The organism is Paracoccus actinidiae, from assembly GCF_030863885.1.
GTDB lineage: Bacteria > Pseudomonadota > Alphaproteobacteria > Rhodobacterales > Rhodobacteraceae > Paracoccus > Paracoccus everestensis.
Genome location: NZ_CP132956.1, coordinates 3,928,450 through 3,940,788, shown reverse-complemented (window position 1 = coordinate 3,940,788; position 12,339 = coordinate 3,928,450). Strand labels below are relative to the sequence as shown.

The 12,339-nt window shown below is 63.9% G+C and carries 12 protein-coding genes; 3 read left to right on the top strand and 9 right to left on the bottom strand.

The features are described from left to right. The 4 genes from ftsL to Q5701_RS19520 form a co-directional block, all read right to left on the bottom strand. The gene (ftsL, locus tag Q5701_RS19535) at positions 1-351 is read right to left on the bottom strand and encodes a cell division protein FtsL (RefSeq protein ID WP_306752620.1); all 351 of its coding nucleotides are present in this window, start codon (positions 349-351) and stop codon (positions 1-3) included. Next, positions 351-1,316 carry a 16S rRNA (cytosine(1402)-N(4))-methyltransferase RsmH gene (gene rsmH, locus Q5701_RS19530; protein ID WP_306752619.1) on the bottom strand — a complete coding sequence of 322 codons (966 nt, stop codon included), beginning with the start codon at positions 1,314-1,316 and terminating at the stop codon, positions 351-353. Before rsmH ends, ftsL begins: the two co-directional genes overlap by 1 nt. Positions 1,317-1,319: 3 nt before the next feature. Continuing rightward, a complete protein-coding gene (locus Q5701_RS19525; RefSeq protein ID WP_256445647.1) occupies positions 1,320-1,832 on the bottom strand; it encodes a division/cell wall cluster transcriptional repressor MraZ in 513 nt (170 codons plus the stop codon). Positions 1,833-2,446: 614 nt separating this feature from the next. Further along, a complete protein-coding gene (locus tag Q5701_RS19520; protein ID WP_306752618.1) occupies positions 2,447-3,541 on the bottom strand; it encodes an Mrp/NBP35 family ATP-binding protein in 1,095 nt (364 codons plus the stop codon). A 462-nt stretch (positions 3,542-4,003) separates the two neighbouring features. Here Q5701_RS19520 and Q5701_RS19515 point away from each other — a divergent pair, with 462 nt between their 5' ends. After that, positions 4,004-4,240, top strand: a complete 237-nt coding sequence (locus tag Q5701_RS19515; protein ID WP_306752617.1) for a DUF1127 domain-containing protein — start codon at positions 4,004-4,006, stop codon at positions 4,238-4,240. Positions 4,241-4,298: 58 nt separating this feature from the next. Here the strand turns inward: Q5701_RS19515 and recG are convergent, their stop codons facing one another. The 4 genes from recG to sciP form a co-directional block, all read right to left on the bottom strand. Beyond that, on the bottom strand, positions 4,299-6,395 hold the full coding sequence (gene recG / locus Q5701_RS19510; RefSeq protein WP_306752616.1) for an ATP-dependent DNA helicase RecG: 2,097 nt from the start codon (positions 6,393-6,395) through the stop codon (positions 4,299-4,301). Then, on the bottom strand, positions 6,392-8,578 hold the full coding sequence (gene ligA, locus Q5701_RS19505) for an NAD-dependent DNA ligase LigA (protein ID WP_306752615.1): 2,187 nt from the start codon (positions 8,576-8,578) through the stop codon (positions 6,392-6,394). Before ligA ends, recG begins: the two co-directional genes overlap by 4 nt. Positions 8,579-8,670: 92 nt before the next feature. Then, positions 8,671-9,378 (bottom strand): response regulator transcription factor CtrA, encoded by a 708-nt coding sequence (gene ctrA, locus Q5701_RS19500; RefSeq protein WP_234855707.1) that lies wholly within the window; start codon positions 9,376-9,378, stop codon positions 8,671-8,673. Positions 9,379-9,473: 95 nt separating this feature from the next. Continuing rightward, the gene (sciP, locus tag Q5701_RS19495) at positions 9,474-9,749 is read right to left on the bottom strand and encodes a CtrA inhibitor SciP (protein WP_306752614.1); all 276 of its coding nucleotides are present in this window, start codon (positions 9,747-9,749) and stop codon (positions 9,474-9,476) included. A 145-nt stretch (positions 9,750-9,894) separates the two neighbouring features. Here sciP and mnmA point away from each other — a divergent pair, with 145 nt between their 5' ends. Beyond that, positions 9,895-11,061 carry a tRNA 2-thiouridine(34) synthase MnmA gene (gene mnmA, locus Q5701_RS19490; RefSeq protein ID WP_373568570.1) on the top strand — a complete coding sequence of 389 codons (1,167 nt, stop codon included), beginning with the start codon at positions 9,895-9,897 and terminating at the stop codon, positions 11,059-11,061. Here the strand turns inward: mnmA and Q5701_RS19485 are convergent. Further along, a complete protein-coding gene (locus tag Q5701_RS19485) occupies positions 11,033-11,443 on the bottom strand; it encodes a SufE family protein (protein ID WP_306752613.1) in 411 nt (136 codons plus the stop codon). The two genes, mnmA and Q5701_RS19485, sit on opposite strands and share 29 nt — an antisense overlap. A gap of 110 nt (positions 11,444-11,553) precedes the next feature. Here Q5701_RS19485 and Q5701_RS19480 point away from each other — a divergent pair, with 110 nt between their 5' ends. After that, the gene (locus Q5701_RS19480) at positions 11,554-12,045 is read left to right on the top strand and encodes a hypothetical protein (protein ID WP_306752612.1); all 492 of its coding nucleotides are present in this window, start codon (positions 11,554-11,556) and stop codon (positions 12,043-12,045) included. Positions 12,046-12,339: the final 294 nt, after the last annotated feature.

Here is a 12,339-nt window from a genome sequence, read left to right as displayed (position 1 = left end):
TCACTCCTGGGGGGCGGCGGCGTCGCCGGGGACGGCTTGGGGGTCGGGTTCCGGCGGCGCGGGCGGCTTGGGATAGTCGATATGGCCCAGACCCACCGCCTGCCCCGCTTCCCGCGGGATCAGTTGCAGGCGGTCAAAATTCAGATCCACCAGTTCGCGCAGCCGTTCGGGGCGGTTCAGATAGGCCCATTCGGCGCGCAGGACGCCCAGATCCTCTCTCAGTCCCGCGATCTCCCGCTGGATCTGGCTCATCTCGCCCAAGGCAGCCTGGGTGCGGTAGTTTTCGCGATAAGCCCAGAAGGCCAGGCCCATGACCAGCAGCGCGCAGGCCAGATAGGTCAGCGGACGCATCAATGTCCCCCCTTCGGCAGGCGCGGCATCGCCAAGGCATCCGCATCCACCTCACCGGCGGGGGCATCGGTGCGGACAGCCACGCGCAGCAAGGCGGACCGGGCACGAGGGTTGGCCGATTCCTCGTCAGGGTCGGGACCAATGGCGCGGCGAAAGGGCATGGCAAAGGCGGCGGGCGCCATGTCCTGCACCGGGGCATAGCGGCTGCCGCCGCCGGCGCTGTTCGACCGCGCCTGCATGAAGCGTTTGACGATCCGGTCTTCCAGCGAATGAAAGCTGACCACGGCCAGCTTGCCGCCGGGCTTCAAGGCACGCTCGGCCGCGGACAGGCCATCGACCAGTTGCCGGAACTCGTCGTTCACCCAGATGCGGATCGCCTGGAAGCTGCGGGTCGCCGGATGGCTTTGGCCGGGCTTGGGGCGCGGCAGGCAGGATGACACCACCTCGGCCAACTGTGCCGTGCGGGTCAGGGGGCGGGCTGCAACGATGGCGCGGGCGATGCGGCGGGCGGCGCGTTCCTCGCCGTAATGATACAGCACGTCGGCGATCACCGATTCGTCCGCACCGTTCAGCAGATCGGCGGCGGAAGGCCCGGCCTGGTCCATCCGCATATCCAGCGGCCCGTCGCGCAAAAAGGAAAAGCCCCGTTCGGCCAGATCCAGCTGCATCGAACTGACGCCCAGATCCAGCACCACGCCGTCCAGTGATTCGCCCGCAAGTTGATCCAGATCAGAAAACGTCCCCTCGACCAGACGCAGCCGGTCGCCGTATTCGCCCGCCCAAGGGGCCGCCATTTGAAAGGCCAGGGGATCGCGGTCCACGCCGATTACCCGCCCGGCACCCGCCTCCAGCAGGCCGCGCGCGTATCCGCCCGCGCCGAAGGTGCCGTCCAGCCAGGTGCCGGACACAGGCGCCACCGCGCGCAACAAGGGGGCCAGCAGAACGGGAATATGCGGATCCGCCACGACCTAGCCCTCGTCCATCTGGTCCAGGAAGGACCGGGGATCGAATTCGGGACCGTGCTGGGCCGTGAAATCCTCCAAGGCCGCGACATCCTTGGGACGCGTGTCGGGGTGATAAACCTGGATATAGTCGCCGCGCGATTCGAAGATCGTCTCGGCGCCTTCTGTAAAGCCCAGCTTTTCGCGCAGCTTCTGGGGCAGGACCAGACGACCCTCGCGGTCGATTTCCAGATCGGTGGACTGGCCGTTCATCAGCATTTCCAGCCAGCGGCGCTGCGGGCTGCCGCGGGTCAGCTTGTCGATCTGCTCGTCGATTTCCTCGATGGCGTCGATGGTGTAAAGCTCGATCCAGTTCCACCAGTCGGGACCGTAAACGGCGACCAGCTGCGTGCGCCCGGTATTGGCTGTGGCAAAGGCGGGATCTCCGGCATCGAACACGCGGCGCAGCCGGGCCGGAATCGACATGCGACCCTTGCCATCGACCTTGACGGATTCAGTGCCTCTGAATTTCCGCGCCACCTTGGTCCTGCCTCACTGCCCACCCCTTTCGCCTGCGCGAAATGAAAGGGCGGACCGGGCTGCTGCCACTGCCCGATCCGCCGCCCTCGTTCCCACGTTTTGCCCCTTTTTCGGGGTTCCGTCCTTGTCAGGCGCCACCTGGGGGAGGTGCTGCTCGTGCCTGCGGACGGCTTTGTTGGAAAACGGACGCCTGTATGAAAGCCTGCTTCGCCTTGGGGTCTTGGGTGCCCCTTTACTGCCCGTCTTCGTGATCAGGTTGTGACATGGGAATTCATGGGAAGCAATGGAATTCTGCGCCCGGTGAGGAAGCCAAACCGCGAACGGCGGTTTATCGCGCCCTGTGGCAAGCCTGCCACGAATCGGCTTGAAACCCAAACTCTTGAGCGCCAACCCTCGATTCTCCTCAAGATATCGAAGATTGATTTTTGTTGTCTGCGCTTATCCAAGGACTTGCCCTGTCCGGTCACGCGCGGAGCTGTTGCGACTTATCCACAAAAAAGCGGAAATGCAGGGCAAGCCCCTCACAGCGGATCACGACAGCGTGATCCGGCAGCCTGGGCCGGCCGTCGGTGGTGCCGCCTTGTCATTCCCGCCTTTTCCCAGCCGTCGGGGAATCAGGCAATGCCATCCCGGACCAGCCGGTCGGCAAGCCGGGCATAGGCCTGTGCGGTCGCTCCTTCACCAAGCGCCACGGGCCGCCCCGAATCGCCCGCAAGGCGGACATCCAGTTCCAAGGGCAGTTCGCCCAGGAACGGCAGGCCCAGTTGCCGCGCCTCGGCCGCCACGCCGCCATGGCCGAACAAATGCGCCTCATGGCCGCAATTGGGACAAACATAGGTGGACATATTCTCGACCAGGCCTAGGACGGGGGCCTTCAGCTTGTTGAACATGTCGATGGCGCGCCGGGCATCCAGCAGCGCCACATCCTGGGGGGTGGACACGATGATCGCCCCGGTGACGGCGGCCTTCTGGCACAGGCTCAGCTGCACGTCGCCCGTGCCGGGGGGCAAATCGATCAGCAGCGCGTCCAGTTCGCCCCAGTTCACCTGTTGCAGCATCTGCTGCATGGCGCCCATCAGCATGGGACCGCGCCAGACGACCGCCTCGCCTTCCTTCAGCATCAGGCCGATGGACATGACGGTGACGCCATGGGCGCGCAACGGTTCGATATGCTGGCCGTCGGGGCTGGCAGGACGGCCGGATATGCCCATCATGCGCGGCTGCGAGGGGCCATAGATATCCGCGTCCAGCAGCCCCACCCGGCGTCCCGCACGCGCAAGCGCAACCGCCAGATTCGACGTGACGGTGGACTTGCCCACGCCGCCCTTGCCCGACCCGATGGCGATGATGCTTTTCACGCCGGGAATCGGCTGGGGTCCGGCCTGCGCGGTCGGGTGGCGCCCGATCTGCAAGGAAGGCGCCGCACCGGAACTGCGCACGGGCTGGGCAGGCGCGGGCTTGCCGGCAGGGGCCGTCATGACGATCTGGACCTTGCCCACGCCCGGCATGGCCTCCAGCCGCCGCTTGGCTTCGGCCTCGACCGGGGCCATGCTGCGCGCGACACCCGCGTCCGCCACCTCCAGCACGAATCTGACGGTATCGCCATCGACGGAAAAAGCCCGCACCAAGTCAGCTTTTTCCAGGGTCCGGCCGTCCGGCAGAACGATGTCAGAGATTTCCCTAAGGGCAGCTTCGCGGTTCACGGACATGTCACGACCTGTTTTGATTTCGGTGCAAACATGGTCCACCAAGGCTGCGGCATCAACCACCCGCCGCAATATGCGGCAACATGACTGCCCCAGTTCGCGATCCGCATATTTTTGCAGCGCAGCGTGACCGCTAACGCAGTTTGCCTGTTACAGTTCTGTCATGATTATTAACAGCAATCCCAAGGGATGACCGGCAAGTCAACATGACTGCCCCAGTTCGCGATCCGCATATTTTTGCAGCGCAGCGTGACCGCTAACGCAGTTTGCCTGTTACAGTTCTGTCATGATTATTAACAGCAATCCCAAGGGATGACCGGCAAGTCATGCAATTGCTGCATGGCAGCAATCCGAAGGGATCCATTGTGCAGCCGCAGCATTAGCGCCATCTTGGGTTCATCGAAAAGCGCCAAGCCATCCGGGCAGGGCGCAGATGCCGAAGACGCAAGATCAAGGAATACAATCATGGCTGCTATCGCCCACACCCACAACGCCGCCGCCAGTACTGGCATCGTCGGCCGTTTGATGGCCGCGATCCAGCACATGCAGGAAAACCGTGCCCGCCGTGCGATCTATCGCCAGACGGTGCGTGAACTGAACGTGCTGACCAACCGCGACCTGGCCGACCTGGGCATCAACCGCCCTTCGGCTTCGGCCGCTCCCTTGGCAGAAGCGGCGCAATGGCCTCCCACAAATCATTAGGTACAAGGGGCTTGCTCATGGTCCTTCAACGCATGAACAAGGGTTTTGTTAGACGCTCTTAGCCTACCGAGATCAAACGGATCGCCTCGTCCTGGCTCATCAACCACATCAGCATCCGAACGGCCTGCCCTCGTGGGCTTTCCAAGGCAGAATCGCGGTCCAAAAGATTGCGGGCATCCTGCCGCGCCACGGCCATCAGCCCCGCCTGGTGCTCCAGATCGCCGATGCGGAACCGGGGCAGGCCCGATTGCGCAGTGCCGATCACGTCGCCCGCCCCCCGCATTTCCAGATCGACCTCGGCAATGCGGAAACCGTCCTCGGTGTCGCGCAAGGTGGTCAGGCGCCGCGCGCCGGTTTCGTTCAGGGGCGAATGATACATCAACAGACAGGTCGATGCCCCTGTTCCTCGCCCAACCCGGCCGCGCAACTGGTGCAACTGGGCCAGGCCGAAACTTTCGGCGCGTTCGATCACCATGATGGTGGCTTCCGGCACATCCACGCCAACCTCGATCACCGTTGTCGCCACCAGAAGCCGCGCACGACCGCTGGCGAAATCGGCCATGGCGGCGTCGCGCTGATCAGCAGGCATCTGGCCGTGTACCAGCCGCACAATGTCACCGAACTGCGCGCGCAGAGACTGGAACCTCGCCTCGGCCGCGGTCAGATCCGTGACCTCGCTTTCCTCAACCAAGGGACAGACCCAATATGCGCGGGCGCCCTGATCCAGAACGTGGCGCAGCCGGGCCGTCACCTCGTCCAGACGGCCATCGCCAATCATCACCGTGGTGATGGGCTGGCGCCCCGGCGGCTTTTCATCCAGGATCGAGATGTCCAGATCGCCATACTGCGTCAATGCCAGCGAACGCGGGATCGGCGTCGCGGTCATGATCAGCATATCGGGCGGCACCTGGCCCTTGGCCGACAGTTCCAGCCGCTGCGCCACGCCGAAGCGGTGCTGTTCGTCGATGATCGCCAGCCGCAGGTCGTGGAATTCGACGCCACGCTGAAACACCGCATGGGTGCCGACCAGGATGTCGATGCGACCCTGGGCCAAATCTTCCAACAGTTGACCGCGCAAATCGCCCTTGTCGCGCCCGGTCAGTGCCGCCAAGCGAATGCCCGCCGCGCGGGCCGAGGGTTCCAGCGCCCGGGCGTGTTGGCGGGCCAGGATCTCGGTAGGCGCCATCAGCACCGCCTGCCCGCCCGCCTCGACCGCGACAAGGGCAGCCAGCATCGCAACCAGCGTTTTGCCCGATCCCACATCGCCTTGCAGCAAGCGGTTCATGCGTCCGTCGCCCGCCATGTCGGCTGCAATTTCCCGAATCGCGCGCATCTGGGCTCCCGTCGGCGGCCAAGGCAGGTGATCCAGAACCGCCCGGCGCAACCGGCCATCGCCTGCGCTGCGCCGCCCCCGCAGACGACGCCTTTCCCGCCGCACCAGGGCCAGTGTCATCTGATGGGCCAGAAACTCGTCATAGGCCAGCCGTGCCCGTGCCGGTGCTTCGGGCGCCAGATCGCGCATTGTTTGGGGCTCATGCGCGTGCCGCAGTGCTGTCGTGAAATCCGGCCAGTCGCGCTGCGCCACAAGCTGCGGGTCGATCCATTCCTGCATCTCGGGCAGACGGGTCAAGGCGGCCTCGACAGCCTTGACCACGACCTTGCGCGTCAACCCGGCCGTCAGGGGATAAACCGCCTCGAATTCTGGCAAGGGTGGCTCGTCCTCGCGCTGAACATGGTCGGGGTGGACCATCTGGGCCAAGCCGTCGAACAATTCGACCTTGCCGCTGACGATACGACGCGCGCCCGTCGGAAGCTGGCTTTCGATCCATTCCTTGCGCGGGTGAAAGAAAACCAGCGTCAGATCCCCTGCCCCGTCAGAGCAATGAACCCGCCAGGGGCGCCCCTTGGCAGCCGGCGGGTAATGACGACCCACGGTGACGGCGATCGTCACCACCTCGGGCGGACGGGCATCGCTGATGCGCGCGATCCGGCGACGGGTAACGCCGCTGGTGGGCAGGGTCAGGATCAGGTCGCGCGGACGTTCGATCCCCATCTGCGCCAAGGCGCCGCGGCTTTTCGGACCTACGCCCGGCAAGGTGTCAATGGCGGCGAACAGCGGGAAAAGAGCAGGCGGGCGTCCCTTTGGCTGCGTCATGCGCCGCCCGCGATGCGCAACCATTCGTCTTCGTCGATCACGGCGACACCCAGTTCGGTGGCCTTTGCAGCCTTGGATCCTGCCCCCGGCCCGGCAATCAGCAGGTCTGTCTTGGCGCTGACGGATCCGGCCACCTTGGCGCCCATCGCCTCGGCCCGGGCCTTGGCCTCGGCCCGGGTCATGCGTTCCAGGGTGCCGGTAAAGACAAGGGTCTTGCCGCTGATCTCGGTCTGCTGGACCTGTCGGGCGGCGGCGGGGATCACCGTTATCTGAGCGATCAGGCAGTCGATGCTGGCACGTTCGGCGGCCTGGGTCAGGGTGGTGACAAGCGACTGGACCAGCACCCCGCCGATGCCGTTGATCGTGGTCAGTTCCGTCCAGTTGGGGCTGTCGGCCAGAACGGCCCGGCGGGCCTTGTCGTCGGCGGCAAAGGCGGGTTCAAGCGCGGCGGCGTCCACGGTCGCGATCAGCGCGTCCCAGGTGCCGAAATGCCGCGCAAGGATCCCTGCCGCAACCTCGCCCACATGGCGGATACCAAGGGCGAAGATCAGGCGTTCCAGCGGGATGCAACGCTTGTCCTCGATGGCGGCGAACAGTTTTTCGACGGATCGGGCGCCAAAGCCTTCGCGGTTCTTCAACCTGGCAATGGTGCGGGCATCGCGTTGGGCCAAGGTGAAGATATCACCGGGCTCGCGGATCGGCAGGGTGGCGTCGGCAAAGAACATCTCGACCTGCTTGGCGCCCAGGCCGTCGATGTCAAAGGCCGCGCGGCTGACGAAATGCTTCAGCTTTTCGATGGCCTGGGCTGGGCAAACCAGCCCGCCGGTGCAGCGCCGAACCGAGTCACCGGGTTCCCGGATGGCATCGGATCCGCATTGCGGGCAGGTTTCGGGGAAACAGTACGGCTGGCTGCCGGCCTGTCTGCGGGACAGATCGACATCGGCGATCTTGGGGATAACGTCGCCCGCGCGGTAAACCTTGACCCAGTCGCCCTCGCGAATGTCGCGGCCCTCGCGGATCGGCGCGCCGTTGCTGTCGCGCCCGGCGATGTAATCCTCGTTGTGCAGGGTGGCATTCGACACCACCACTCCGCCCACCGTCACCGGTTCCAGCCGCGCGATAGGGGACAGCGCGCCGGTACGGCCAACCTGGATGTCGATCCGGTCCAATCGCGTCCAGGCGGTTTCGGCGGGAAACTTGTGTGCAAGCGCCCATCGCGGCGTGGTCGAGCGGTATCCGAGGCGGGTCTGATAGGACAAGTCGTTGACCTTGTAGACCACCCCGTCGATGTCATAGCCCAGCGTTGCGCGCTGTTGTTCGATATCTCCCCAGACCACCAGCATCTGTTCCGCGTCATGGCACAGGCGCGTCAGCGGGTTCGTCTGGAAGCCAAGCGCCGCAAGCCGATCGACAGCGCCCTTCTGCGTCGCGGCCAGCGGTTCGCTGACCTGCCCCCAGCCATAGGCGAAGAACCGCAAGGGGCGCGAGGCGGTCACGTTCGGGTCGATCTGGCGCAGCGATCCGGCGGCGGCGTTGCGGGGATTGGCAAAAACCCGGCCCCCTTCGGCTGCGTTCAGGCGTTCGAAATCGACATGGCTCATGTAGACTTCGCCCCGGACCTCAAGAATGGCGGGGGCGCCAGTCAGGCGGTGGGGAATGTCGGGAATGGTGCGGGCATTGGCGGTGACGTTTTCACCCACCGCGCCGTCGCCGCGCGTTGCGGCCTGAACCAGCACGCCGTCCTCGTATCGCAGGGACAGGGACAGGCCGTCGATCTTGGGTTCGGCGGTAAACGCCAGATCGCCGTCGCGCAGACCCAGAAAGCTGCGGACGCGCGCCACGAAATCCTCCACATCTTCGGCGTCGAAGCCGTTTTCCAGCGACATCATCCGCTGCGCGTGAGTGACCTTGCCGAAACCTTCGGCCGGCGCGGCCCCGACCGCCTGCGTCGGGCTGTCCGCCCGCGCAAGCTGAGGAAAGGCGCGTTCCAGCGCCAGCAGCCGCCGTTTCAGTGCGTCATATTCCGCATCCGTCAGGACCGGGGCATCCTTGAGGTGATAATCCTCGTTCGCTTGGGCGATCTGGGCGGTCAGGTCGGCAATTTCATCGCCCGCGCGCTGTTCGTCAAGCGTGGCCGGATCCGGCCGCGCCGTTACGCTGTCATCCTGCCTTGCATCCGTCATCGCTGCCTCCGCCTTCCGTCTGTCTGCTCTATACGACGTTCGGCAAAGGGTTTTACAGGGGCTGCCGCAAGGATCCTGCGGCAGCCGCCCGGTCAGGCGCCGATCGCCAGGCGTTCAGCATTGGGGGCAGGTTCGCGCAGGACATAGCCACGGCCCCAGACGGTTTCGATATGGCTTTCGCCGCCGATCGCCTCGGACAGCTTTTTACGCAACTTGCAGATGAATACGTCGATGATCTTCAGTTCCGGTTCGTCCATGCCGCCGTAAAGGTGGTTCAGGAACATTTCCTTTGTCAGCGTCGTGCCCTTGCGCAGGCTGAGCAGTTCCAGGATCTGATATTCCTTGCCAGTCAGGTTCACGGCCTTTCCCTTGACCTGGACCGAACGCGCATCCAGGTTCACCACGATTTCGCCTGTCTTGATGATCGCTTGGCTGTGGCCCTTGGACCGGCGGATGATCGCCTGGATACGGGCCTGCAATTCCTCGCGGTTAAAGGGCTTTGTCATGTAATCGTCGGCACCGAAGCCAAAGCCGCGCAGCTTGCTTTCGGTATCGTCGGACCCGGTCAGGATCAGGATCGGCGTGTCGACGCGCGCCAGCCGCAGATGGCGCAGAACCTCCATCCCGTGCATATCGGGCAGGTCGAGATCCAGAAGGATCAGGTCATAGTCATACAGCTTGGCAAGATCGATCCCTTCCTCGCCCATGTCCGTCCGAAAGACGTTGTAGCTGGCGGCAGTCAGCATCAGTTCGATGGCCCGCGCCGTGCTGGGATCATCCTCAACCAACAGAATTCTCATAATATATGCCCCGATTCGTGTATTCGCTGGATTCGACCATCGACCCATAAGGTTAATATGTTGTTACCACGATCTGTTGATTGATCTCGCGCAATCTATGGTTGCCGAAAACGCTGGATGGCCGTTATCTTCAGGGCAGCAGGACCATGGGACTGTACGGCCTTGATCCAGCTGCCAAATTCCTCCTCGGACAGGCCATAGCGTCGCAAGGCTTCGTCCTTGGTGATCAGGCCATGGATCACAGCGTTCACCACGGTTTCCTTGCGACTAGCCACCCATCGCGTCTGGTCGGGAGGCAGATCCGCCAGCGTGAGGATCCTGCCGCAGGGCAGTGTCACAATGCGAGGTGCGTCGGTTTTCTTCAAGAACATCCCACCTGTCCTATGTCGCGTTTGGACAACATTGGCCCGGATCCTCTTAAGGCCCGATTGACCGTGACAGGTTTTTCTGCGGCTGGCTGCTTGAGAATAGACAGCATTTGCCTATATTTCGACGCAATTGTATCCGGGATATGCCATGACCCTTCATCACCGCGCGCCTGTGCGTGCGACCCCATTGAACAGCCTGGGCTTTGCCAAGCCCCCTGCACAGACGCGGGTGGTGGTGGCCATGTCGGGGGGCGTGGACAGTTCGGTCGTGGCGGCCAAGCTGAAATCCGAAGGCTATGACGTGATCGGCGTCACATTGCAGCTTTACGATCATGGCGCGGCACTGGCGAAAAAGGGCGCCTGCTGCGCGGGACAGGACATCCATGATGCGCGGCGGGTGGCGGAACGGATGGGCTTTCCGCACTATGTCCTGGATTACGAGAACAAGTTCCGCGAATCGGTGATCGACGAATTCGCCGACGCCTATCTGGCGGGCGCAACGCCGGTTCCCTGCATTCGCTGCAACGAGAGGGTCAAGTTCCGTGACCTGCTGGAAACGGCGCGCGACCTGGATGCCGACTGCATGGCGACCGGCCATTACATCCTGCGCAAGGACGGCGCAGCGCGTGCCGAATTACACATGGCCGCCGATGCGAACCGTGACCAAAGCTATTTCCTGTTCTCGACCACGCAGGAACAGCTTGATTTTCTGCGCTTTCCGCTAGGCCATCTGGAAAGCAAGGCCGAGACGCGCGCCCTGGCTGCGGAATACGGCCTGGCGGTCGCAGACAAGCCCGACAGCCAGGACATCTGCTTCGTTCCGAACGGCAACTATGCCGCCGTGATCGAGAAGCTGCGCCCCAACGCGGCAGAACCGGGCGATATCGTTGACATGGACGGCAACGTCCTGGGCCAGCACCGTGGCGTGATTCACTATACTATCGGCCAGCGGCGCGGATTGGGCATCGGGGGTCTGGGCGATCCCTTGTACGTCGTGCGGCTGGACCCGGACGCGCGGCGTGTTGTCGTCGGTCCGAAATCGGCCCTTGCGACAACGGTCGTGCCGATCAGCGAGATCAATTGGCTGGGAGACCAGCCCTTCGCGGGCGAGATCCCGGTGATGGTCCGCATCAGGTCCACCCGCCCGCCACGCCCGGCGATCTTGCGGCCCATCGACGCCACCCGCGCCGAGGTCGAATTGCTCGATGCCGAGGAAGGCGTCAGCCCCGGACAGGCCTGCGTCTTCTACGAACCCGAAAGCACCCGCGTTCTGGGCGGTGGCTGGATCACGCTGCGGCGTCGGAAAGCAGCCTGATTCGCTGGATCATCGCCCGCAGGCCGTTCGACCGCTGGGACGAAAGGTGTTCGTCCAGTCCCAGACGGGCCAGTTCAGCCTGTGCATCGATCTGGCCCACCTGCCCCACCGGCACCCCGGAATAAAGCGCGTGCAACACGGCGATCAGCCCCCGCACGATCATCGCGTCGCTGTCGCCCTGAAAGTCGAAGCGGCCGCTCTCGATCCGCGGCATGATCCAAACCTGGCTGGCGCAGCCATCGACCTTGGTGGCGGGAACCTGAAGCGCGGGATCCATCGGCGGCATGGCACGGCCCAGTTCGATCACGTGGCGATAGCGGTCTTCCCAGTCGTCCAGGAAGTCGAAGGTCTCGGCGATGTCTTCGAAGGCTTGGGTTGCCATGGCGCGGTCCTTTTGCCCTTTGGTTATCCCGGCGGGACGGCAAGGTCAAAGTGCCTTTATCACCCTGCGGTTTTCGCCTAACAAACCGAAAACGCCTGGGGGATGGTGACATGATCAAACTGACCGCGCCTTTGCTGATCGCCACGATTGCGCTAGCAGGCTGCGGGCGCCTTGGCGACAGCAGCTGGAACCCGCTGTCCTGGGGCAGCGCGCCCACCCGCACGCTGGAACCGGAGGGCGGCTATGCCCAGGTATCCGATGCACGCCCCGACATCCCCCAGATCACCGCAGCCCGGTGGGAGCCGCTGAACGAGGGCCGCCTGCTAGTCGTGAACGGCTTTGCCCCTGTGCGCGGCTATTCCTCAGTGGCGCTTGTCACCGCGCGGCCCATGCCGGGCGACCGCATCTCTCCTGACGCTGACGGCGTACTGCGGCTGCGTCTGGTGGGCGTCCCGCCCGCGTCGGGCAGCACCGCTGCCCTTCCCGCCCGCCCCGGCGTGGACGACATCACGGCGGCGATGGCGCTGTCGTCGGTGCAGTTGTCGCGGATTGTGGCGGTTGAGGTCACGAGCGCGGGGAATATGGTTAGATTGGGGCGGTAGGGTGCGTGGTTTCACGCACCTTGTGCGGGGGACTTCATCTGCACAAACCTGCACGCCGCCGGACTTTACCCGCGTTAACTAACACCGATTTTTTCCTGCAAGGAATGCATTTCGTCATGTAGGAAATATGTGACTCGGGATCGTGACAGCTATCCTGGCCGTTGGGTCCATCCTGCTCATTGCCGCGGGCATCTGGATCTTTGTCCACATCTTCCTGATCCGAGACGAGAAGGATTAATGCGGCAACGCCTCACAATGGAGGCGGTCCATCGCGGCGTGGCCCACAAACATTGA